The sequence below is a fragment of the Allohahella marinimesophila genome (assembly GCF_039538005.1).
Taxonomy (GTDB): domain Bacteria; phylum Pseudomonadota; class Gammaproteobacteria; order Pseudomonadales; family Oleiphilaceae; genus Allohahella; species Allohahella marinimesophila.
The window spans coordinates 23,478-45,629 of the sequence record NZ_BAABBO010000016.1 but is presented as its reverse complement, the minus strand read 5'-3'; the positions used below and the strand labels follow the sequence as shown (position 1 = coordinate 45,629).

The window sequence follows — 22,152 nt, the reverse complement described above, 5'->3', positions numbered from 1 at the left end:
TTTATCGTCGTACAGCGTAGAGGCCCTTGCTGGCCAGATACTCGCTGACCTCGCCCAGTGGGAGGCCCACGATCGCACTGTAGCTGCCCTCGATCCGGTTGACGAAAGCAGCGGCGGCGCCCTGAATACCATAGGCGCCAGCCTTGTCGAGCGGCTCCCCACTCGCGACGTAAATATCTATTTCCTGAGCACTCAGGGTTCTGAACCAGACCCTGGATGTTGTTTGAATGAGATGCTCTCCTTCCTGATCGACAAAAGCTACTGAGGTCAGAATAGTGTGAACAGTGTTCGACAGACGCTGCAACATCGCTACCGCGTCCGCTGCATCCTGCGGTTTGAGCAGGAGTTCACCGCTGCTGTCGAGCACACCGGCTGTATCAGAACCGAGCACAACCGTCTCGGACTGCGGTGTAGTCAGGCCCTCATAAATGGCATGCGCTTTTGTCAGTGCCATCCGATCCACATACCGCTCCGGCGATTCCTGTGGATGAGGCGTTTCGTCAATATCCGCAGCCTGGCTCGAGAAATGTATGCCGATCTGACGGAGTAGCTCAGCACGTCGTGGCGAGGCCGAGGCCAGTACAAGTTGTTTCTGCTGTGCCATATCAGTCCCTGATTGCCTCAATTATCGAGTCGGTGCAAGGTAAACCTGAGCAGTGGCCAGAGCAGCGCCGAAGTCACTGCGGGGATGAGAAACCCCATATCGATGGCCGGATTCGAGATGAAACCGTCAATCCAGCGAAACAGCATGAGATTGATGCCAATAACGGCAAAGACGATGACACTCTGCTGCAATACAGGAAACAGCAGAAGACGTTGGGACATGGTCAGCAGAAGGTAGGCCTGCAGAGCCATACTACCAGCATGCAGCCCCAGGGTCGTTCCGACGAGCACATCCCAGAACAGACCGACCATCCAGTTCGCCATGATACCGACGCTCTGATCGCGATACAGCGTCCAGTATACCATCACCAGGGCGATCCACTCGGGCCGCAAGATGGCGGCAACGCCTTCCATCGGAATGATCGTCAGACACGCAGCCAGAAACAGCGAACCCGCAAAGACGCCGTAACTCATTGAAGAAGATGCCATTCGCTCTGCAGCCTACCCGGCTAGGAAGCCGGTTCGGTCTGCTGCTCTACAATGTTGGGCAAGGCACGATCTTCTCCGGGCCGCTTGAATACCAGCAGCACGTGCTTGCTCCTGTTCAATTCGGCCAATGGCCTCGCGTAAATCTGGGCGAACGGCAAACCAGGATCGTGCGTCACCGACTCCACCCGTGCCACTGGATAGCCTTTGGGAAAGCGGCCCCCCAATCCCGAGCTCACCAGCATGTCTCCGACCTTGATATCTGTGGTATCCGGTATGTTCACCAACTCCAGACGATCCAGCACACCCGTACCGACGAGGATACCTCGCGAGCCGTTGCGATTGACCTCGATGGGAATGGCGTGCGCGCTGTCCGCGATGAGCAGGACACGGGCACTATAGGGCGTAACGGCGGTGACCTGGCCCATGAGGCCCATGGAATCGAGCAGTGGCTGGCCCTCGAACACGCCATCGTTCGAGCCTTTGTTGATCATGACCTCGTGCATGTAAGGATCCGGATTGATTCCAATGATTTCGGCCACGAGAACAGATTCATCGACAAAGGCCGAGGCATTGAGCAGGGCCCGCAAACGATTGACTTCTGCAGTCAGGGAGGCGGTCTTGAGTGCTTTGACCTGGAGGATGCGGAGACGATTTTCAAGTGAAGCGTTCTTTTCCAGCAGGCTCGATCGGGACTCGGTAATGGACTCACCGAAGTCGCCGATCCGGCCAGGCAGCTGCACACTCCACTGCACCGGCACCAGCAGCACGGACATACTTTCCTTCAGTGAATCCAGCCAGTCCAGCTTCAGGTCAGCCACACCTATGGCTAGCGACAAGACGCCAACCAGTAAAATGCGGAACCCCAGCAAGGGGCCTCGTGCGAAGATGGTCTTGATGAAACGCTCTCCGATGTTCTTTCTGTTTACAGACTAGCGTATGCGGACTGCTTTTGCAGCCGCATCGCCTAATCCATAAAGAAGAGACCGGCTCCGCGCTGATCCATCACTTCGAGGGCGCGTCCACCACCACGGGCGACGCAGGTGAGAGGGTCATCAGCGACGATGACCGGCAAACCGGTTTCTTCTGAAATCAGTCGATCCAGTCCCCGCAGAAGCGCACCGCCACCAGTCAGCACGATACCGCGCTCGGCGATATCAGAGGCCAGCTCTGGCGGAGACTCTTCGAGAGCACCCTTGCAGGCCTGCACGATAGTCGCCAGGTCATCCTGCAGCGCTTCGAGAATCTCTTCGCTGTTCAGTGCAAAGCTACGTGGCACACCCTCGGCGAGATTACGACCACGAACATCGATTTCTCTCAGCTCGAGACCTTCGTAGGCGCAGCCTATCTCCAGCTTGATCCGCTCGGCAGTGGCATCACCAATGAGGGCGCCATAGTTTCTGCGCACATAGGCCACGATGGCTTCGTCGAAACGATCGCCGCCGACGCGAACGGAATTGGCAAATACAATGCCGTTCAATGAAATGATAGCGATTTCGGTGGTACCACCACCAATATCCACCACCATCGAACCGTTGGCATCCTCTACGGGCAGCCCGGCACCGATGGCCGCAGCCATGGGCTCTTCGATGAGAAAGACCTCACGAGCGCCAGCGCCCATGGCCGACTCACGAATAGCTTTACGCTCGACTTCGGTGGAGCGACTGGGAATGCAGACCAGAACCCGTGGGCTCGGTGTAATGAAACTGTTCTCATGCACCTTGTGGATAAAGTGCTGGAGCATCTTTTCGGTAACCTGGAAATCGGCAATGACGCCATCTTTCAGAGGACGGATCGCAGTGATGTTGCCGGGGGTTCTGCCAAGCATGCGTTTGGCTTCTGCGCCCACAGCGGCGACGGACTTGGTAGCGCCCTGACGACGAATGGCCACCACTGAAGGTTCATCCAGAACGATCCCGCGACCGCGGACATAAATAAGCGTGTTAGCCGTTCCAAGATCGATGGACAGATCACTGGAAAATAAGCCACGGAGACGTTTGAACATTGTAAGCTGCTAGTTCCTTGAGAATGCACAGAGCTGGTTTGAAAGCTGAGTAAGAAAAGACCAATCATCTGTGCTCTGGCGCACAGGCTGAACTGCAGGCAACTTTAGCAAGGGTACACCCGCAGTACAAGCAAGTTGGAAACTGCCGTCTGCTGTTCACAGCACGGCCCGTCGATAGTAGACTGCAATGCCTATCAACGCAGATGGAGCAGAGCCTCCAGAACAGGAACGCCCTGAATGAACATTTCAGATGAACAGCTTGCACAGCTTGCCGTACTCGCAAGACTGGACTGCGCTTCGGATATGAGTCTGCGCGATGACGTCGATCGCATCCTTCACTTCGTCGAGCAACTGCAATCGGTGGATACGAGCCAGACTGCCCCACTACTCAATCCGCTGGAGATGACGCAGCGACTGCGACCCGATGTCGTTACTGAGCCCGATGATCGCGAGCGCTACCAGAAGTGCGCCCCGCTTACCGAAGCAGGCCTGTTCCTGGTGCCGAGAGTCGTCGAATAAGCCGCGGCTCACCGAGTTGTATTGTCACCTGAAATACAGCAACATTCGGCCATATCTTGCCAACCACGCACGCCACTCATAGCGGAATACAAGCCAATCATGTTCCCAGATACCATACAGTCCGCCCTGAAGGGACTGAGAAACGGCGAGTTCTCGATCAAGGAACTCGTCACGGAATTCGCTACTCGCGCTCGCGATGCACAGCCTGAGCTTAACGCTTACATCACCATAGCCACTGAAGACCAACTGGAACAGCAGACCACCTACGCTAGGGACCTGGCATTGAAAGATGCGCCACTCGACCTGGCTGGCATTCCATTGGCGATCAAGGATCTCTTCTGCACGGAACTGATGCCGACAACCTGTGGCTCGAAGATGCTCGAGAACTACGTTTCGCCTTTCGAGTCGACAGCCAGCTCACGCCTGCTGCAAACGGGTGCCGTTTTCCTTGGCAAGACCAACATGGACGAATTCGCCATGGGCTCGTCGAATGAAAACAGCTTTTTCGGCCCGGTGCGAAATCCCTGGCATAAAGAGCATGTACCCGGCGGATCGAGTGGCGGCTCCGCTGCAGCGGTTGCAGCGGGTCTGTGCCTCGGTGCACTCGGCACTGATACCGGCGGCTCGATTCGACAGCCTGCGGCCTACTGCGGCATCACCGGTCTGAAGCCGACTTATGGCCGGACCTCCCGCTACGGCATGGTGGCCTATGCGTCGAGCCTGGACCAAGCCGGCCCGATGACACGCACGGCCTATGACGCCGCTCTGATGCTGACAGCCATTGCCGGCCCCGATGATCGCGACTCCACATCCAGCGCCGAACCTGTTGCCGACTATCTCAAGGACATCAACAAGCCCTTGCAGGGGCTGCGGGTTGGCTTGCCGAAAGAGTATTTCGAGGCGCTCGGCGAGGGTCCGGTACTAAACGCCATCATGGAGGCTAAAAAGGCGCTGGAACAGCAGGGCGTTACGTTTGTCGACGTCTCGCTGCCCCACAGCAACCTGGCGCTGTCAGCCTATTACATCATCGCTCCGGCGGAAGCCTCTACCAACCTGTCGCGCTTCGACGGCGTCAGGTTTGGTCATCGATGCAACAGCGCCCGCGATCTCGCCGATCTCTATGCCCGCTCGCGCAGCGAAGGCTTTGGCGCTGAAGTCCAGCGCCGTATCCTGATTGGTACTTTCGCGCTTTCGGCGGGCTACCAGGATGCGTTCTACAAGCAGGCGCAGCGCGTCCGCAGGCTGGTCAAGAATGACTTTATCGATGCGCTCGATCAGGTCGATCTGCTACTGGCACCGGTCACGCTCGGTGCTGCATTCCGTCTTGGCGAAAAAACCGATGATCCAGTCAGCATGTACAAGGAAGATCTGTTCACCATACCAGTCAGTCTAGCTGGACTGCCTGCCATCTCGGTACCTTGCGGTACGGCAGACGCCTCTGGCACGAGTCTGCCACTCGGCATGCAGCTGATCGGGAACTACTTTGATGAAGCCAGGCTGCTCAACGTCGCCCACCAGTGGCAGCAGTTGACCGACTGGCACAGCAGAACACCACCTTCATCTGCACGAGAGATGAAATGAGCACGATTGCGAGGACACCACGATGAGCTGGGAGGCCGTAATAGGACTGGAAGTTCACGTCCAGCTGGCGACAGACTCCAAGATATTCTCAGGCAGCAGCACGGCCTTCGGCGCCGAGCCCAATACCCAGGCCTGCCCTGTCGATCTTGCCCTGCCGGGCACGCTGCCGGTATTCAACGAGAAGGCGCTTGAAATGGCGGTGCGCTTTGGCCTTGCCATTGGCGCCCACATCAATCATGAGTCTGTATTCGATCGCAAGAACTACTTTTATCCCGATCTGCCCAAGGGCTATCAGATCAGTCAGCTCGAAGCGCCGATTGTGCTTGGCGGCACACTCTCGATAGAGAGCGGTGAAGACGGTCAGCAGCGCACGATCAATCTGACTCGCGCGCATCTGGAAGAGGATGCCGGCAAGAGTCTCCATGAAGACTTCCAAGGCATGACCGGCATCGATCTCAACCGCGCCGGCACACCGCTGCTGGAAATTGTTTCAGAGCCAGAGCTCAAGTCAGCGAAGGAGGCGGTAGCCTATCTCCGCAAGCTGCATACCATTATTACCTATCTTGGCATTTCCGACGGCGATATGTCTCAGGGCTCCATGCGTTGTGACTGCAACGTTTCGGTGAGGAAGGCTGGCAGCACCGAGCTCGGCACGCGCACAGAAACGAAAAACGTCAACTCCTTCAAGTTCGTCGAGAAAGCGATTAACGGCGAAATCGAGCGGCAGATCGATATTCTTGAGGATGGCGGCGCCATTACCCAGGAAACGCGCCTATATGATGCAGACAAGGACGAGACCCGTCCCATGCGCAGCAAGGAGTTCGCCAACGATTATCGTTACTTCCCTGACCCGGATCTGTTGCCGGTCGTCATCGACGACGCCTATATCCAGGCCATACGAGACAGCTTACCTGAACTACCTGAAGCAAAAGCCGCGCGTTTCGAATCAGAGTATGGTTTGTCTGACTACGATGCTGGCCTTTTGACCGCTACGCGGCCACTCGCTGACTTCTTCGAAGCGACAGCGCGGGAATCCGGAGATGCCAAGCTGAGTGCCAACTGGCTAATGGGTGAAGTCAGCAAGCGACTGAATCAGGACAGCATTTCCATTGAAGCCGCACCACTCACACCAGGGCAACTCGGTGGCCTGATCGCCAGAATCTGTGACAACACGATTTCGGGAAAGATCGCCAAGACTGTCTTCGATACGATGTGGGCAGAAGGCGGTAGCGCTGACGAGATCATCGAGAAACAAGGTCTGAAGCAAGTCACAGACAGCGGCGCGATAGAGGGCATCGTTGATCAGGTCATCGCGGCAAACCCGGCCCAGGTCGAGCAGTATCAGTCTGCTGAGCCGGCCAAACGTGGCAAGATGATCGGGTTCTTCGTAGGTCAGGTCATGCAGGCCAGCAAGGGCAAGGCGAACCCCCAACAGGTCAATACCATCCTGAAGCAGAAACTGCCGGAATAAGTGTTTAGGGCATCATGTAACTGCAGAATCAGGCTTTAACCACAGCACTTCACTACAAGGAATAGAATGATGGCTCAGCCGACATTGAAAGGTTCGACAGTGACTACCTATGGAGATCTTCCCGCCAAAGGCGACGATGCCCCTGACTTTACGGCCGTCAAGGCGGATATGTCCGAAATTTCGCTCGCGGACTACAAGGGCAGCAAGGTCGTGCTCAATATCTTCCCGAGCGTCGATACCCCGACGTGTGCAACGTCCGTTCGCAAGTTCAACGAAAAGGCCGCCCAGCAGGCGGGCACGAAGGTCATCTGTATTTCGGCGGATCTTCCGTTCGCTATCGGCCGATTTTGCGGCGCTGAAGGCATCAGCAATGTAGTGGTGGCTTCCATCTTCAGAAATGGCAACTTCGGCAGGGACTACGGTGTACTCATGACCGATGGCCCGCTGAAAGGCATCCTGTCACGTGCCATCGTCGTCATTGATGAAGAAGGTCGGGTGCTTCACAGCGAGCAGGTCGCTGAAATAGCTAACGAGCCAGACTATGAGGCGGCGCTCGCAGCACTGTAGACCAGCCCTCTGGCGTCAGAAAGTCGGTTACCGCCTCACGGACCGACTGGCTGGCGAAGCCGCGAATATGCCCATCAGGGTATCGTAGAACCTTCGCCTTCGGCAGCTTGTCCTGCAGTTGCTGAAGGTGATCGATGCTGACGATGCTGTCCTGCGTTCCGTGCAGCAACATGATCGGCTCATTCGCGAGCGACTTCACATTGAGCTCAGCATCGTAGGCATTCGGTAACAATAACTGCGCCGGCACCTGCAGCAGCCATGTCAGCCAGTGTTTGGCCATTGCCTCCCTGGCGACCTGCGGCAGCGATGCTGGCGCAGACTCGATGACCAGCGCATCAAACTGCGGCAGTTCTCTACGATAGCTGCCAGCATAGCTGAGCCCCAGCGCCCCGCCGATACTCTGCCCCATCAGCACGACAGGAGAGTCCTCATTCTGGCTCAGCAACCACTCATGGGCCGCATGGATATCCTGAAAAACGGCTGGCAACAAAGGCTCGCCATCAGACTGACCGTAGCCCCGATAGTCGAGCAGAAACACGGCGTAGCCCTCTGCCGGAAGCCAGGCGACTGCATTCAGGTGGGTAGAAATATTCTCTCCGTTGCCGTGCAGGAACAGCACTCTGGCTTTTGTTTCACCTACAGCAGGCAAATACCAGTTGCTGAGTCGCGTGCCATCCCGCGCCTTCAGTTCAACTGACTGCCACGCCAGCGCGTAGCGCTGTGGTGTCTGCAGATACTGCGTTTGTGGATAGAACAGCATGCTCGTCAGGCTTTCGCAGCCGCTCAATAGCAGCACGAGCATCAGCGCAGCAGTTTTCTGGTAGTTAGAAGGCCACATAAAACCCCGCGCGCCCACCCCAGCCTTGAGCAGCTGAATCATCTTCGTAGCCAGTAGACAGTCTCAATTGCAGCGACCTGTTGAAATGCAAGGCGCCGGTGATATCGACAGCAGACGGATCGGTCTTCCGGCCCGCGACTCGGAAGTACTGCGCAGCCACCAGCGAGACCGAGAATTGATCTGACTGCCTCAACAGGGCGAGCTCAGGTCCGGACGCCAGCGCAAAACCAGATTCTATATCGGCGTGAAGGCGAAGACTGCCGTTCACCCGAGCCGTGAAGAGCCAACCGCTCAACGGATCGCCTGAACCTGCAAGCGAGGGCTGGTCACCCAGGGCATAGGTCAAGCCAACAGAGGGTTGCAAATACGGCGCGAAAGGCTCGTAGGTGGACTCTCTGTTGAAGCCCGCTGCCACCCCCCATGAGAGCGGCCGATCGAGCTGTGTCACGACGGCTCTCGAGTCTATATCGATGAGCGTCAGGTCATGCACCCTCAGTTTCGCATCTTCAGAGAGCGCCTGACGCAAACGAAGCCGGAACATTTCGAGCGATGCACCTACAGGGTAGCCGCCCATAGGGTCAAGCAGATCATGAAAGGCTGGCCGAACGCCGAACTCCAGAAACGGTTCGTCCGCGTCGACACCGGCACTCGCTTCCAGACGCAAGGTCTCATGCCCTTCGTCGTCGCGAACAGCAGGTCGATCTACTAACGGGGCTGCAGAGGCGGGACCGAGCTTGCTGCGGGCAGACAATAACTGAACTGTCTTACGGCCCAGACCAGGAATGTTGACCTTCTTTTTGGCAGCCAGGAAACGGGCATACCGATAGGCGGTATCAAGCAGGATCCGACTACTGTCATCATCGCTATTGAGCCCAGCCTGACGCAATGTATCAAGCCAGTCGGACGGAGACTCTTCGGACACCTCGACATAATCGCGAACCGCTGCGACCTGCTGCTGATCAAGCTGACCGGTTTCGGCGGCGAGCTGTGTCGCGGCGGAGGGGCGAAATGCCGTGTCACCGACCACCCCATTTTCGACCAGAATTCTGACCGTATCACCCGGAATGGCCCGCACCAGGAATTCATCAGTGAAGTCGAATCGATCACTACTCGCATCCAGCAATGCCAGCAGCTGATAGGAACAGTTTTCAGTAAAGAAAAAGTAGTCCATCTCCGCGTGCTGCACTTCCCAGACATGACGCACGAACTGATCGACTTCCGCTTGAGTGACCTTGAGCTCGTATTCCCAGACATTGCGACTTTCAAGGAAGTGATATTCCTTCACTTTCTCATAATACGGCACGATGCTGACGATACCTGGGTAGCCGCCGGCAAGTCCTTTGATCGAGAACAGGAGTGGGTCGTCTGCTGCGTTAGCGTTCGCGGCATAGTTTACTGCGTAGTCGAGCAGCGGATTGCTGCCCTCTCCCCGGTCGATCCGGATAAGTGTGTGACCGAACATGGACGAAGGGCTGTTGATGAAGGCAGCGGGAAAGACGAGGCTAAGCCCCTTGCCTCCGATCCTTTGCGACCAGGCATGGAAGGCAGCGCAGTCAAGCCTCAGTGGCTCCAGTGCCGGTAGACGCTCGCTCAGCCAGTGAAATCTGGCGGGGAAACGGCACTGTGCAGAGTCATCGGCGTTGTTGCCGCTCACGCCTCGCTGAAAGGCCGCGATGGTGGCGAGCATCTCAGCCTCTGGATCAGTGGCCCCATTCGGACTCAGAAAAAATCGGTCGTCGTCGACCTGGCTACTAAATGTCGATAACAGGCCCGCCCGATGATAATGCAGCAGATGCAGCCAGGTCGACTCGGTAGAGAGCTGCGTGAGTTCAGCAGGTGATATTGGGGTCAGTGTATCAGCTGTCTCGGATGCTGAAACCGATAGTGATGCCGTCAGGAACAGGGCTGTGGACAAGGCCACGTGCCAGAGGACTAAGCGTGAAATACCGATACTCTCGAAGGGATAGCCAGGATGGCGCCGCCATCAGCATGGAATGAAAAGGCCGGAACGTGCGCTCCGACCTCCTGCCAGCCCTGGCTGTAGTATAAGCCAGGTTACGCTGTCTTAGCCGAGGTACTTGGCCAGTGTCGCGTCGCTTGCCATCACAGTCACCACACCATTGTAGGTCTGGCCAGATGTGGTCTGCTCGCTGGGGAACAGACTGTCAAAGTTGGCCTGCATCTGAGATTTGAAGCGAGCCTGATCAGCCTGCTGGATACCGATCACATCAGCCAGTGCCTGCAGGGTTTCGCCATCACCACGTGCCGTATCGGCAGCAATCTGCTCGAGGTTGGCGTCGATAAAGGTATTGACGTCAGCAGCCAGGGGGCCGCCTGCATCCTGGCATCCGAGCGTGCCTGAGGTGATGCCGAAAGTCTGGTTACCGGACGTGCCATTTGTCGTGGCAGCGAGAACGTGTTCATGCCACTCGTTGGCATCTCTGAACACGACTTCGGTGCCAAGGCCACAACCGGCAGGACCGTGAGTGTTGGCAGCAAGGGCGGAAGCAGAGAGCGATGCCATTGCCAGACCGAGAATAAGCTTTTTCATAGTACTGTGTCCTATGTGGTTTTTTGCTTTTATAGCCATTACCCAGCAGCCTTCACACACTGCCAGGCCAACCTGTTCACTGCGAACTGCGCAGACAGGAACAGGTTCGAGTATAAACATAGATCAGGTAAAAGGCATACAGGATCAGCCATCTTCAGGCCAGAATTCTCCCGAAGCCGGCTGAGAACCCTCCGACTGCGGCACATCCGCGGGGCCTGAACAATCTCAAATGCCCGACTTTTCAGCTTGCGCGGTGCCGCCTGAGTTAATAACCTGCTTCTGACACGACTTCTCACCTTCCGTATTGCCGCTATCTAGGAGAACTGCAATGACTGCCTACCAAGCCCGGACCTTGTTTTTTGCATGCCTGATCATACTGTTTCCTGTGACCGCCAGCGCCCATACACTCGGCAGTGTAGATGGCTTTGCGAGCGGCTTTCTTCACCCCCTGCTTGGATGGGATCACATTGCAGCCATGGTAGCTGTTGGCTTGTGGGGCGCATTCATGGGAAGAACTGCAATGCTCCTGCTACCTGTCGTCTTCCCCCTGGCCATGGGCCTTGGTGCGGCGCTGGGAATGAGCGGACTAGTCTTCTCTGGCATTGAAATCGGCATCGCGGTGTCTGCCATAGCCATCGGCTCCCTGATAGCGTTCGGTGTGCGCATGCCTCTGGTGCCTGCAGCCTGTATGGTTGGCGTCTTTGCGGTGTTTCATGGTTTCGCTCATGGCAGCGAAGTACCGGCCAGCAGTGGCCCACTGATCTACACTGGGGGCTTCATGATGGCCACTGGGCTGCTTCACCTGGCGGGCATTTCAATGGGTCTACTGCTGACCGGCACGGCCGGCAGAGCGATCGTGAGAACCATCGGCGGCATGGTCACTATTGCCGGGCTGGCCTTTCTGGGCGCAGCGGTCTGAAGTCAGTGTAAGAATGATGATAGCCTGGGTTCGCACAGGAACCGCAGGCTATTGCGGCAGATCAGCTCAGATGCTCACCCCAGAGATCGTGCTCATCTGAGTCGATGACACGCACGCGAATGATTTGTCCCGGCTTGAGCTCAAGGCGATCGCCGGCGCTTCGATGGTCGACAAATACCTGACCATCGATTTCAGGCGCATCAGCCTTGGAACGGCCGACGATACCCTCATCGACTACTTCATCGATCAAGACATCAATTTCTTCACCAATGCGATTCTTCAATCGAGCTTCACTGATGACAGCCTGCTTGGCCATGAAACGCGCCAGCCGCTCCTGTTTCACGTCTTCCGGGACTGGATCAGCCAGTTCATTCGCTGTAGCGCCTTCTACTGGTGAATAAGCAAAGCACCCCACCCTGTCCAACTGCGCTTCATCCAGAAAGTCGAGAAGGATCTGAAAGTCTTCTTCAGTCTCACCGGGAAAGCCAACGATAAAGGTCGAGCGAATGATCAATTCAGGACAGATCGAGCGCCACAACTTGATTCGCGCCAGGGTATTTTCAGCGTAGGCGGGCCGCTTCATCGCCCTGAGCACTTTCTCGCTGGCGTGCTGAAATGGAATATCGAGATAAGGCACGACCAGACCGTCGGCCATCAACGGAATCACCTCATCAACATGTGGGTAGGGATAGACATAATGCAGCCTCACCCAGGCCCTGCTGCCATCCTTTGCGCGCAATTGCCCAAGCTGACGACACAACTCGAGCATGTTCCCCTTGACCGGACGCCCCTGCCAGAACGCGGTCCTGTACTTCAGGTCCACGCCGTAGGCGCTCGTATCCTGCGAAATGACCAACAGCTCCTTTACACCAGAGTCGACCAGGCGTTGGGCTTCGTCCAGCACTTCTCCAATTGGCCGGCTCACAAGGCGGCCCCGCATCGAAGGTATAATGCAGAAGGTGCACTTGTGGTTGCAGCCTTCAGATATCTTGAGATAGGCGTAATGGCGCGGCGTGAGCTTGATACCCTGCGGCGGCACCAGCGAAGTGAAGGGATCATGGTCCATCGGCGCTGGCACGTGCTGGTGCACGGCGTCGACCACTGACTCATAGGCCTGCGGGCCGGACACTGCGAGCACATCAGGGTAGCGCTCGAGCACATCGCCAGATTTCGCGCCCAGACAGCCAGTCACGATCACCTTGCCATTGGAACGCATCGCTTCGCCGATGGCATCGAAGGATTCGGCTACAGCGCTGTCGATGAAGCCACAGGTATTGACTACCACGACATCTGCACCCTCATAACTTGGAGAGACTTCGTAGCCTTCAAGTCGCAGCTGGGTCAGGATGCGCTCGGAGTCTACCAGGGCCTTTGGACAGCCCAGGCTGATCATGCCGATCTTTGGCGCAGCGCCTTTGGTTTCCAGAGGCGTATGAATGTCAACGGCCATGAAATGCTCTCGAATTTAGAGGAAGGAAAAATGCGGGGCGTAGTATACCAAATGAGCTGGAACTTCGCTCACTTGTCTCACGCTTACCAGCCGGAGCGACGCCAGTACCGCCTGTTATAGGCGGAAACTCAAGCTGCTGGCACTGTGCAGCGCGAGACAAGCGAGATGAATTCATGTTCAGGATTGTATAGAATGCGATCAATCTGCATCGATATCACAATTCTGTAATGATTGATTTGTAGTCTCTATCCTATTTGCCCCTCGCTTCAGGAGACTTCGCCGTTTCAAAGCTTCACGGCCCCCTTACCCTTTGCATCATCAATTATAACGGTGCTGATTATCTGATGACCGCTCTGGAAGCGGTGGCCGGGTTTACCGGTTATTTCGATGAAGTTCTGATCATAGACAACGCGTCGACCGATAATTCTGTTGAGATAGCCAGGGGGTTTCCTTTCGTCTCAGTTGTGAGCCTGGCCAGCAATGGTGGCCCGGGTGCAGCACGGAACGCCGGCTTTCGGCTCGCGAGAAACGATCTGATCCTGTTCCAGGACAATGATGTTCAGCTGAATGTTGATGCCGTGAGGAATCTGACCCAGGCCATGAGCGAAAACGCCAATGCAGTCATCGCAGCGCCGAGAGTGCTGTATGCCAGCGCGCCAGACACGATCCAGTATGAGAGTGCTGACTGCCACTTCACCGGGATGATGTCGGTACGTTTCGCCAATATTGCCGTCGCTGAAGTACCCGCAAGCACTGCCAGCACCTCCTCTCTCGTCACGGCCTGCTTCATGCTGCATCGGGGGCGCTGGCGAGGCGGCCTCCCCTTCGATGAGCGGCTGGTGTTCAATCTGGAGGACCATGATTTCGGTGTACGGGCAAATATTCTCGGTCACACTGTGTTGGCCGTCGGCTCCGCTGTCGTGTCTCACGGGGGAGGCACTGCAGACTTGTCGTGGCGTCCGGGCTATCGCATTCCCGATCGCCGCATGTTCTGCCTGATCCGAAATCGCTGGTGGATCATGCTGAAGTACTTTTCCGGCCCGACCTTGCTCAAGCTGGCCCCGGTGCTACTGGTCATCGAACTATTACAGTTCGCAGGCATGATTCAGAAGGGCTTCGGCCGTCAATGGATCGCTGCATTCTGGTCGACGCTAGCCAACTTTCCCTCACTGCTCGTACAACGACAGTATTGGCAGAATCATCGGCAAAAGCGGGATCAAGACATCCTCAAGCCTGGGCCACTGCCCCTTACAAGTGCGATCAAGACCAACCAGCTCATTGCGGATATGGTAGGACGAGTCGAAATGCTGATGCAGTGGTATGTCAGCAAGGTGTACTTCTCATGAGAATTCTCGTTCTTGCTGCCTGCCCCTTTCCGTGGCGGCGCGGCACGCCAATCCGGATTCATCGACTGTCTGAAGCCCTGGCCGAGCGTGGACATGAAGTCGAGGTGGCCGCTTATTTCCTGGGTGATGAAGCCATTCCAGTGTCCTTCCCTGTGAATCGCACGCGTCCACTCAAATTCTACAACAAGACTTCGCCGGGGCCGTCACTAACGAAGCTCATGCTGCTCAATCCCATGCTGTTTCAATTGGCACGCTCGCTCTGCAGCAGCAAACCGTTCGACCTGATATACGCCCATCATATCGAAGCGCTTCTGGTAGCCAAGTGGCTTCGGATGGCAGGCATCGAAACGCCCATCATCTATGACGCCCACACCCGTATCGGCGAAGAGCTCTCCGTCTATGGCCCGGCTGCTCTCAACAGTCTCAAGCGGGTGGTGGGTAACTGGCTGGATGCCAGCCTGCCAGCCTCGGCAGATCATATCGTGACCGTGAGCGATGAGTTGCGCGAGCTGTTCCTGAACAAGGCTGGCAAAGCTGATCACCAGGTCACCACGATCGTCAATGGTGTCGAGCGTGACTTCATTTCGAAGGCGATTGCGGCGAAAGCAGGGCCACACAGTGAATCAAATGTGCAGTCTTCCGCACGAACAGTTGCTTTCGCCGGAAACCTGGCGGCCTATCAGGGTATCGACCTGCTCCTGCAGGCCTTCGCCCTCGTGAAAGCGGCTGAACCGGAAGCTCGTCTCCGTCTGGTCACCGAGGGCGACTTTTCGACCTTCGAGCAGCTGGCAGTCAGCCTGCAGATAGCCGATGCCATCGATATTGTGCCAAGCAGTCTCGAGAACCTGCCAGCGGAGCTTGCCGCAGCCGATGTGCTGGTCAACCCCCGCGCTGAATGCGCCGGCATCCCGCAGAAGTTGCTGAACTATATGGCGAGTGGTACGCCTACGGTCTCCTCCAGTGGGTCCGCCAAAGCCATCACGCACGACAGGAATGGATTGGTAGTTGAGAGCGGTGATGTACAGGCGTTCGCGGAAGCCATTGTGGCGCTTCTGAGAGACCCGACGCGTGCCAGGAGTCTCGGACTCGCAGCGCAGACCCTGGTGACCCGGCAGTATAGCTGGGAAGCGGCCGCGGAAGCTGTGGAAAATGTCTGGCAATCATCACTGACGGGAGCCCTTCCCGCGTCGTGAGTATCCGCAACAAGCTGCTGCTGTCCTACGCACAACAGTACACATCGATGTTTCTTCAGTTTATTTCGATGGTCGTCATTGCCAGACTTATGTTGCCTGAGGAAGTGGGTATCTTCGCGACCGGTGCGGCGATTGTTGCTTTCGGCGGTGTGCTGGTTGAGCTGGGTCAGCTCGACTACCTGGTGAAGAAAGATGTCGTGGATGCACAGCATCGACGAACCGCACTTGGCATCGCGCTGGTGTCGTCCTGGTCTTCAGGCCTACTGATCATTCTGGGGTCGACGCTATTCGTGCCAGCGGATCAGGTTCTGCTGGGGCAGGTTATTGTCGTGCTGGCGATCAGCTCTATGCTGGCCCCACTCTCCATGCTGCTGCGGGCCAATCTGCTACGGGAGATGCAGTTCCAAACGCTCTATCTGATCAACGTGTCGAAAGACTGTGCCCTGGTGTTCGGAAGCATTCTGTTCGTTTATCTTGGCTATAGCGCTCTCGGCCTGGCCATAGGCTTGCTACTAGAGCAACTGGTACTCGTGGCTGTTGCCCTGGTGCACCATCAGCGCCACGGCTGGGTCCTGCCCTCGCTGCGCAAGGCTCACGACCTGCTTGGATTCGGCATCCTCAATACTGCAATGAATGGACTATCGACGATCGGTCAGTCGGTCAGCCGTCTGACAATAGGGGGATTGCTCGGGTACGCCGGTCTGGGCCTGCTGAACAGAGCCCAGAAGGTCACGAAAATCTCCAATGAACTCCTGCTGAAGGGTTTGCTGCCTGTCCTCCTCCCCTACCTGTCCAAAACTGTTCGGGAAGGTGGCAATCTTCAGTACGCCTATACCCATAAACTGGCATTCATCAGCGGGCTGTCCTGGCCCTTCTTCCTCTACATGGCTATAGCCGCTGAGCCCATAGTACTGACCTTGCTCGGTGATCAATGGACAGCGGCCATACCTGTAATTCGGGTACTCTGCCTCAGCGGTATCTTCTTGCCATTCAGCTTCGGCGCCTACAAGTTCCTTGTGGTGCTGGACCTCTTGCGGGCCTTTCTCCCCTTGCAGCTAGGCATTCAGCTGATCACCATAGCATTCGCGATGCTCGGCAGCCTTCACTCGCTGGAGGCCGCCTGCCTGGCGTTCGTGGTGGCCTCCTCACTGAAAGGTCTGGTGTCTCTGTGGCTCATAAGACAATCCGTCGAACTGCGCCTGTTAACGCTGATCCGCCCATTTGTAACGAGCGCCTTGATGACCCTGTTCACCGGCCTATTTACCTGGCTTGCGATGATGCCCGAGCTTCATCCCATCGTTCGCTTCATCTGGGTGAGCGGGGTTTTCGGACTGGCCTGGCTAGCCGCGGTCTACCTGTTCAGACATCCAATCGCGCAGGAGATCAGCAGAGCCTTCGGTTATCTGCAGGCGAGGCTGAGCGCATGAACCGCATCACGCCCTCGCCCGTCATATCTGTCATTATCCCGTGCCGACATGACGCGTCGGCCCTCGAGGCCTGTCTGCAAAGTGTGGCAGCACAGGATATGGAACAGGCTTTCGACATCATTGTCGTTGACAGTAACGGCGAAAATAGCGGCAAAAAGGCGCGACAAGAGTCCGAATCAATTCGCTTGCTGGTGAACCAGTATTCGAGTGCTCGTCTGATCAAAAGTCGTGAGCCACTGTTTGCCGGAGCCGCGCGCAATCTGGGAGCGAATGCTACCGAGGCGCCAGGGATTGCTTTCATCGACGCCGATTGCACGGCGGACAGCCACTGGCTCAACAGTGCAGTGGCCGCACTACAGACCGGCGCGGACGGGGCTGGTGGTCCGGTCGGAGACATTGCACCGTACGATTTCACTGCCGTCGCTGACAACTTTCTTCAGTTTTACGATTTTCCAGCAAGACGACCGGCCGGGCCATTGGCGTATATGCCGTCGTGCAATCTGGCCGTGAAGCGCGCCGTGTTCATGGCTATGGGCGGCTTTCCCGATGTACCGATAGGTGAAGACGTGCTTCTGACCCAGCAGATTGCTGCGCAGGCTGAAAACGCCTTGCGCTTCGAGCCACTGATGATGATTCGACATCGTGGTCGCAGGACCCTGTCTACCTTCTGGGCGCACCACCGTCGGTTCGGCCAGGCACGTGGCGAGCACGCGCTGCTGACCCATCCAATCGAACAGCGGCTGAGCTCGTCCTACTGGTATCTGCCGGTGCTTGTTCTCAAACGTGGCGTCTATATGTCGATGCGAACGGCACGCTGGAGCCCATTACTGTTCCTGCGACTACTCGTCCTGTCTCCACTGGTGCTCTGCGGCACCGTCAGTTGGGCATTGGGCGTAGTTGAGGGTCGCCGCGCAGCGTTGACCAGACCCACTGAAATACTATCCGATAGCGAAACGATCAAGGTGAAAAAATGACGTCAAACAAGCGACCACTGGTCACACTCATCGTAGTGCCACGGGAAAAATTCAGCTGCACCTTCGACTCGCTCGACAGCATCATCGCTCACACCAAGGGGCCTTATGAGCTCATCTATGTCGATGGACGCTCGCCCAAGCCAGTGCGTGACGGTATCGCGAAACGTTGCACTGACAATGGCTTCGATCATGTTCGGGTAGAGCGCTTTCTACCCACGAACGTAGCCAGAAACATCGGCCTGAAGCGAGCCAGGGGCAAATATATCGCTTTCGTGGAAAACGACGTGGTTGTATCGCCCGGCTGGTTAGAAGCCCTGGTGGACTGCGCGGAAGAAACGGGGGCGACTGTTACCGGTCCCCTGATCTGCGAAGGAAGGCCGATTCATAGCATCATTCACTGCGCCGGCGGCGTCTGTGGCATCAAGTCCAAACCTGATGAGCAAGGAAAGATTCAACGACATTTATATGAGTTGCTGGCCGAGCAGAAAAAGCGGGTGGATAAGGTGCCGCTGGAACGCAAGCAGACCGAGCTTGCTGAATTTCATTGCATGATGATTCGGAAGGACTACCTCGACGAGGTCGGCGGACTCGACCCAAATGTGCTCAATACCCGGGAGCATGTGGATTTCTGCATCAGCGTCATGCACAAGGGCGGGACGGTATGGCTGGAGCCGAAATCTATCGTTACTTATCTCTTCGATACCAGCCTCATGCACTACGATGTGCCCTTCTTCATGTACCGCTGGGGTGATAATTCCGAGCGCAGCAGCCTGCTGTACCTGAAGGACAAGTGGAACCTGACGATCGACCGGATGTTGCAGAAGCGACTCGATAGCATCGGCAAGCGCCGCCGTCATTTCATGATCGTCCCCTTCATCAAGTCACTGACCGGCGGCAAGGGCGGCAAGCGCTTCAATAAGGCCCTGGTTGAAGGCTCGGTGCTGGTCGACCGTGGCATCAACCGCCTGCTGTTCGCCTGGAATGATCGCAAGCCTATCACTATCGTGGGCGGCGAAAGCAATCACAGTGGCGCTGCGGGTATGGCGCAGAAGTGAGCATTTCGGCATCTGAAGGCGGGCCACTAGCCAGTGTCATTGTACCGGCTTATAACGTGGCGCCTTATATTGCTCAGGCGCTGGACTCACTCTTCAGACAAACCCTCGCGGATATGGAAATCATTGTCGTCGACGATGGTTCGAGTGATGGCACTGCTGAAGTATTGAAAGGCATTGAGACCAGTCATGCTGGCAGAACACCATGCTTGCAGGTGATCCATCAATCTAACGGTGGCCCGAGCGCCGCACGTAATGCAGGACTGGCAGTGGCTCGCGGGCAGTACGTTGGTTTTCTCGATGCTGATGATCTCTGGTATCCCGAGAAACTTGCCCGACACGTGGCACTACTGGAAAAACGGCAGTCGGCAGACCTGAGCTTCTCGTGGTTCCGTTCGATTGATCAGCATGGCGAAGCCACAGGCTTTATAGGTCGCCCGGATGCCTTCAGTTTCGCAGACCTCGTGCGCAACAACCCCATCGTGACAACGCTCGTCGTTGCCCGCAAGCAGGCCTTGGTGGATGCCGGTGGTTTCGATGATACGCTCAGCTCACATGTAGATTTCGATCTTTGGCTGCGAGTCGCCCACTTGCGACCAGATAATTTTGCAGAGGTCCCCGAGGTGCTTGTAGACCAGCGTACGCGACCCGGCCAGATCACCAGCGACTGGCGGCGGATGGCAAGAAACTGGGAAAAGGTCATCCAGAAGGCGCGAACGCTTCAACCAGGCATCGTTGAAAAAGTTGTGAATGAGGCGCGTGCACGTCAACGCCTGTTTCTCGCCAAGTCAGCCTATAGAGGCGGTGAATCACGTGACGCCCTGAAGCTCATGCTACAGGCCTGGCGGGCACATCCGACAAGCGTCATCCGTCGCTATGAGGGATGGTCAGTCAGTGTGGCCGTGCTCGCCGCGCAAATGCCGCAGCCTCTGCGGGTCGCTATCTTCGGATTAGCGACGAAACTGCGCAAAAGAGGCCAGGCATGAGCAGTAAACAGGATAAGCCCGGACCGCTGCGCATTGCCTTCATCGTCGATCGCTTTCCGGTGCTCTCCGAGTCTTTCATTATCAATGAAGTAGCCGGCGCAATGGAGCGAGGCCACGATGTCACGATACTTTCGCTGGCAGCAGCCCCTAGCGAGACTGTCGTCCACGGTGATTTCAATAAATGGGATATGCTGTCGCGGACAGAGTATCTCGGTGTGCCAAGGTCTCCTGGGCCCTGGATCAAAAAGTTGCTTGCCATACTCTGGCAATACAGGCGCTTCCTCCCTGCCCTGGCTGCCAGGTATGACCATCAGCATTTCGGTGCCACTGGTGACCGTGCTAAATTCATGCATCAGGCCCTCCGCTTGCTGAGCATGAAACCCTTCGATGTCATCCATTGTCAGTTTGGGCTTCTCGGTCTCAAAGGTCTGCAGTTTCGCGAAAGCGGTGTGCTGCAAGGCAAGTTGATCACCATGTTCAGAGGGCACGACGTCAGTCGGCATGTACAGGAGGTGGGCGGCGAGGTGTACACCGAGCTGTTCAGGAAAGGCGACTATTTCCTGACCAACTGTGACTTCTTCCGCGACAAACTGCTGCAACTCGGCTGTGATAGCGAGCGTCTGACGGTCAAAAGATCAGGGGTAGTGACCGATCGCTTCAGCTTCAGGACCCGTCACGCACCCACAGCGGGCAACACGGTCGTCGCTTCAGTGGGGCGGCTCGTCGAAAAAAAAGGCGTCAGCTATTGCCTGCAGGGCTTTGCCAAGGCGCTACAGAGCTGGCCGGCCCTCGAATACCATATCCTAGGTGATGGACCCTTGCGACAGGAGCTCGAAGCCCTTACTGATCAGCTGGGCATTCGCCATGCGGTTAAGTTCCACGGCGCGGGCAACCACGACGATGTAGTCAACCTGCTCCACTCCGCCCACCTTTTTCTCGCCACCAGTGTTACAGCAGCCAATGGTGATCAGGATGCTGCGATAAACACAGCGAAAGAAGCCATGGCCATGGGTTTGCCTGTGATTTCCACCTGGCACGGCGGTATTCCAGAGCTCGTGGAAGACGGTGTATCCGGCCGACTTGTGCCCGAGCGAGATGCAGGCGCCATCGCAGCCGCTCTCTCTGAGCTGCTGGCGAAACCAGAAGACTGGGCAGCACTTGGCAGCGCTGGGCGGGCGCGAGTCGAAGCTGATTATGACCAGCGTCGATTGAACGATCAGCTGAACGACATTTACAGAGCGATAAGCGAACAGCCATGAACCCTATGCCACCTGAGCTGACTGTCATCATTCCGAGCTACAACAGGCCTGAGCTTTTGCCCCGGGCCGTAAACAGCGCCCTCGAGCAGAGCTTTCAGTCACTCGAAGTACTGGTGGTGGATGATGGTTCGCCCCAGCCCATCAGTCTGCCAGAGCATCCCCGGCTTCGCGTTGTTCGGCTCGAACAGAATGCTGGCAATGCCAGCGCTCGTAACGCTGGTCTCAGGGCTGCGCGCGGACGCTACGTCTGCTATCTCGATGATGATGATCGACTGTTGCCAAATATGGCGGCGGATTCGATGGCGGCCCTGGCACAGGCTCATGACGATAAATCGTTACCGGACCCCATCGCGGTGCTTTCTGGACTGGAAGTCATCGATAAGCATGGCCAGCGCCAGCAAACGCGACTACCACCTACGCTTCCCAAAGGTAGCCGCTTCTTCCTCGAGCCTATTCCTGAGGGCCAGTCTTTCATCTCCAAACAGACCCTGGTCGTTGAGCGCGATCTCCTGCTCGAGATCGGTGGCTACGACGAGGATTTTCGTTCTCGGGTGCATACCGAGATGTTCCTCAGACTCAACGCCGTCTGCTCGATTCTTGGCATCCCGAGGCTGACCTATCAGCTCATCAGCCACGATGGCGATCGCATTTCTGGCAACCGTGCGCTGCGACAGGAGAGCTTCGAGCGGCTGATTCAGAAGCATGGAAAGCTGTTTCGCAGCAGCCCGAGGATGTATGCCGATTTCGTGTATCGCCATGCCGTTAAATCGCGGCAACTTGGTCAACACCAACACGCCCTCAAATATTTCCTGAAAGCATTTCAGATTCATCCAGAGCAGGCCTGGCGTCAGTCAAGTCGCTCGCTCTGGCACACGATAGTCGCCGTGAAAAAGCGCTTCATACCATAGTGCTTTGCATCAGATAA

Annotated in this window: 21 protein-coding genes; 13 read left to right on the top strand and 8 right to left on the bottom strand. The window is 56.6% G+C overall.

Annotation, left to right across the window (positions count from 1 at the left end):
• Position 1: 1 nt before the first annotated feature.
• From ABD735_RS16320 to ABD735_RS16305, 4 genes are all read right to left on the bottom strand, one after another.
• Positions 2-604 (bottom strand): Maf family protein, encoded by a 603-nt coding sequence (locus tag ABD735_RS16320; RefSeq protein ID WP_344808409.1) that lies wholly within the window; start codon positions 602-604, stop codon positions 2-4.
• 17 nt (positions 605-621) lie between these two features.
• A complete protein-coding gene (mreD, locus tag ABD735_RS16315) occupies positions 622-1,092 on the bottom strand; it encodes a rod shape-determining protein MreD (protein ID WP_344808407.1) in 471 nt (156 codons plus the stop codon).
• 20 nt (positions 1,093-1,112) lie between these two features.
• Complete coding sequence (mreC, locus tag ABD735_RS16310) at positions 1,113-1,979, bottom strand: rod shape-determining protein MreC (protein ID WP_344808505.1); 867 nt, start codon at positions 1,977-1,979, stop codon at positions 1,113-1,115.
• Between the two features lie 77 nt (positions 1,980-2,056).
• The gene (locus ABD735_RS16305; RefSeq protein ID WP_344808405.1) at positions 2,057-3,094 is read right to left on the bottom strand and encodes a rod shape-determining protein; all 1,038 of its coding nucleotides are present in this window, start codon (positions 3,092-3,094) and stop codon (positions 2,057-2,059) included.
• Between the two features lie 237 nt (positions 3,095-3,331).
• Between ABD735_RS16305 and gatC the strand changes: the two genes are divergently transcribed.
• The 4 genes from gatC (at position 3,332) to tpx (ending at position 7,232) form a co-directional block, all read left to right on the top strand.
• Entirely contained in the window at positions 3,332-3,613 is a 282-nt protein-coding gene (gatC, locus tag ABD735_RS16300) for an Asp-tRNA(Asn)/Glu-tRNA(Gln) amidotransferase subunit GatC (protein ID WP_344808403.1), read from the top strand.
• Between the two features lie 99 nt (positions 3,614-3,712).
• Positions 3,713-5,194, top strand: coding sequence for an Asp-tRNA(Asn)/Glu-tRNA(Gln) amidotransferase subunit GatA (gene gatA, locus ABD735_RS16295; RefSeq protein ID WP_344808401.1), 1,482 nt, complete (start codon positions 3,713-3,715; stop codon positions 5,192-5,194).
• A 22-nt stretch (positions 5,195-5,216) separates the two neighbouring features.
• Positions 5,217-6,665 carry an Asp-tRNA(Asn)/Glu-tRNA(Gln) amidotransferase subunit GatB gene (gene gatB, locus ABD735_RS16290; protein WP_344808399.1) on the top strand — a complete coding sequence of 483 codons (1,449 nt, stop codon included), beginning with the start codon at positions 5,217-5,219 and terminating at the stop codon, positions 6,663-6,665.
• A gap of 69 nt (positions 6,666-6,734) precedes the next feature.
• On the top strand, positions 6,735-7,232 hold the full coding sequence (tpx, locus tag ABD735_RS16285) for a thiol peroxidase (RefSeq protein WP_344808503.1): 498 nt from the start codon (positions 6,735-6,737) through the stop codon (positions 7,230-7,232).
• On the opposite strand, the gene ABD735_RS16280 is transcribed toward tpx, so the two are convergent.
• From ABD735_RS16280 to ABD735_RS16270, 3 genes are all read right to left on the bottom strand, one after another.
• Complete coding sequence (locus tag ABD735_RS16280) at positions 7,192-8,070, bottom strand: alpha/beta hydrolase (RefSeq protein ID WP_344808397.1); 879 nt, start codon at positions 8,068-8,070, stop codon at positions 7,192-7,194. The two genes, tpx and ABD735_RS16280, sit on opposite strands and share 41 nt — an antisense overlap.
• Positions 8,057-9,985, bottom strand: coding sequence for an Lnb N-terminal periplasmic domain-containing protein (locus ABD735_RS16275; RefSeq protein WP_344808395.1), 1,929 nt, complete (start codon positions 9,983-9,985; stop codon positions 8,057-8,059). The genes ABD735_RS16280 and ABD735_RS16275 overlap by 14 nt, the downstream gene beginning before the upstream one ends.
• A 150-nt stretch (positions 9,986-10,135) precedes the next feature.
• Positions 10,136-10,621, bottom strand: a complete 486-nt coding sequence (locus tag ABD735_RS16270; RefSeq protein ID WP_344808393.1) for a DUF3015 domain-containing protein — start codon at positions 10,619-10,621, stop codon at positions 10,136-10,138.
• Between the two features lie 328 nt (positions 10,622-10,949).
• Here ABD735_RS16270 and ABD735_RS16265 point away from each other — a divergent pair, with 328 nt between their 5' ends.
• Positions 10,950-11,540 carry a HupE/UreJ family protein gene (locus tag ABD735_RS16265; RefSeq protein WP_344808391.1) on the top strand — a complete coding sequence of 197 codons (591 nt, stop codon included), beginning with the start codon at positions 10,950-10,952 and terminating at the stop codon, positions 11,538-11,540.
• A 61-nt stretch (positions 11,541-11,601) separates the two neighbouring features.
• On the opposite strand, the gene rimO is transcribed toward ABD735_RS16265, so the two are convergent.
• Positions 11,602-12,990, bottom strand: a complete 1,389-nt coding sequence (gene rimO / locus ABD735_RS16260; protein ID WP_344808389.1) for a 30S ribosomal protein S12 methylthiotransferase RimO — start codon at positions 12,988-12,990, stop codon at positions 11,602-11,604.
• Positions 12,991-13,244: 254 nt separating this feature from the next.
• Here rimO and ABD735_RS16255 point away from each other — a divergent pair, with 254 nt between their 5' ends.
• Genes ABD735_RS16255 through ABD735_RS16220 form a run of 8 tightly spaced genes read left to right on the top strand, consistent with a single transcriptional unit; the run spans position 13,245 to position 22,135 of the window.
• Entirely contained in the window at positions 13,245-14,336 is a 1,092-nt protein-coding gene (locus ABD735_RS16255; RefSeq protein ID WP_344808387.1) for a glycosyltransferase family 2 protein, read from the top strand.
• Positions 14,333-15,529 (top strand): glycosyltransferase family 4 protein, encoded by a 1,197-nt coding sequence (locus tag ABD735_RS16250; protein ID WP_344808385.1) that lies wholly within the window; start codon positions 14,333-14,335, stop codon positions 15,527-15,529. Before ABD735_RS16255 ends, ABD735_RS16250 begins: the two co-directional genes overlap by 4 nt.
• The gene (locus tag ABD735_RS16245; RefSeq protein WP_344808383.1) at positions 15,526-16,956 is read left to right on the top strand and encodes an oligosaccharide flippase family protein; all 1,431 of its coding nucleotides are present in this window, start codon (positions 15,526-15,528) and stop codon (positions 16,954-16,956) included. The genes ABD735_RS16250 and ABD735_RS16245 overlap by 4 nt, the downstream gene beginning before the upstream one ends.
• Positions 16,953-17,930 carry a glycosyltransferase family 2 protein gene (locus ABD735_RS16240; protein ID WP_344808381.1) on the top strand — a complete coding sequence of 326 codons (978 nt, stop codon included), beginning with the start codon at positions 16,953-16,955 and terminating at the stop codon, positions 17,928-17,930. Before ABD735_RS16245 ends, ABD735_RS16240 begins: the two co-directional genes overlap by 4 nt.
• Positions 17,927-18,985: a glycosyltransferase family 2 protein gene (locus ABD735_RS16235; protein WP_344808378.1), complete on the top strand. Its 1,059-nt coding sequence runs from the start codon at positions 17,927-17,929 to the stop codon at positions 18,983-18,985. The genes ABD735_RS16240 and ABD735_RS16235 overlap by 4 nt, the downstream gene beginning before the upstream one ends.
• Complete coding sequence (locus tag ABD735_RS16230; RefSeq protein ID WP_344808376.1) at positions 18,982-19,968, top strand: glycosyltransferase family 2 protein; 987 nt, start codon at positions 18,982-18,984, stop codon at positions 19,966-19,968. Before ABD735_RS16235 ends, ABD735_RS16230 begins: the two co-directional genes overlap by 4 nt.
• Positions 19,965-21,227, top strand: coding sequence for a glycosyltransferase (locus tag ABD735_RS16225; RefSeq protein ID WP_344808374.1), 1,263 nt, complete (start codon positions 19,965-19,967; stop codon positions 21,225-21,227). Before ABD735_RS16230 ends, ABD735_RS16225 begins: the two co-directional genes overlap by 4 nt.
• Positions 21,224-22,135 carry a glycosyltransferase family 2 protein gene (locus ABD735_RS16220; RefSeq protein ID WP_344808372.1) on the top strand — a complete coding sequence of 304 codons (912 nt, stop codon included), beginning with the start codon at positions 21,224-21,226 and terminating at the stop codon, positions 22,133-22,135. The genes ABD735_RS16225 and ABD735_RS16220 overlap by 4 nt, the downstream gene beginning before the upstream one ends.
• Positions 22,136-22,152 lie beyond the last annotated feature (17 nt).

Coding starts and splice junctions, on each gene's coding strand:
- ABD735_RS16225 (WP_344808374.1), top strand. CDS start 19,965: ATGAGCAGTAAACAGGATAAGCCCGGACCGCTGCGCATTGCCTTCATC.
- ABD735_RS16250 (WP_344808385.1), top strand. CDS start 14,333: ATGAGAATTCTCGTTCTTGCTGCCTGCCCCTTTCCGTGGCGGCGCGGC.
- gatA (WP_344808401.1), top strand. CDS start 3,713: ATGTTCCCAGATACCATACAGTCCGCCCTGAAGGGACTGAGAAACGGC.
- ABD735_RS16265 (WP_344808391.1), top strand. CDS start 10,950: ATGACTGCCTACCAAGCCCGGACCTTGTTTTTTGCATGCCTGATCATA.
- tpx (WP_344808503.1), top strand. CDS start 6,735: ATGGCTCAGCCGACATTGAAAGGTTCGACAGTGACTACCTATGGAGAT.
- ABD735_RS16270 (WP_344808393.1), bottom strand. CDS start 10,621: ATGAAAAAGCTTATTCTCGGTCTGGCAATGGCATCGCTCTCTGCTTCC.
- ABD735_RS16320 (WP_344808409.1), bottom strand. CDS start 604: ATGGCACAGCAGAAACAACTTGTACTGGCCTCGGCCTCGCCACGACGT.
- ABD735_RS16280 (WP_344808397.1), bottom strand. CDS start 8,070: ATGTGGCCTTCTAACTACCAGAAAACTGCTGCGCTGATGCTCGTGCTG.
- rimO (WP_344808389.1), bottom strand. CDS start 12,990: ATGGCCGTTGACATTCATACGCCTCTGGAAACCAAAGGCGCTGCGCCA.
- gatC (WP_344808403.1), top strand. CDS start 3,332: ATGAACATTTCAGATGAACAGCTTGCACAGCTTGCCGTACTCGCAAGA.
- ABD735_RS16220 (WP_344808372.1), top strand. CDS start 21,224: ATGAACCCTATGCCACCTGAGCTGACTGTCATCATTCCGAGCTACAAC.
- ABD735_RS16240 (WP_344808381.1), top strand. CDS start 16,953: ATGAACCGCATCACGCCCTCGCCCGTCATATCTGTCATTATCCCGTGC.
- gatB (WP_344808399.1), top strand. CDS start 5,217: ATGAGCTGGGAGGCCGTAATAGGACTGGAAGTTCACGTCCAGCTGGCG.
- ABD735_RS16235 (WP_344808378.1), top strand. CDS start 17,927: ATGACGTCAAACAAGCGACCACTGGTCACACTCATCGTAGTGCCACGG.
- mreD (WP_344808407.1), bottom strand. CDS start 1,092: ATGGCATCTTCTTCAATGAGTTACGGCGTCTTTGCGGGTTCGCTGTTT.
- ABD735_RS16305 (WP_344808405.1), bottom strand. CDS start 3,094: ATGTTCAAACGTCTCCGTGGCTTATTTTCCAGTGATCTGTCCATCGAT.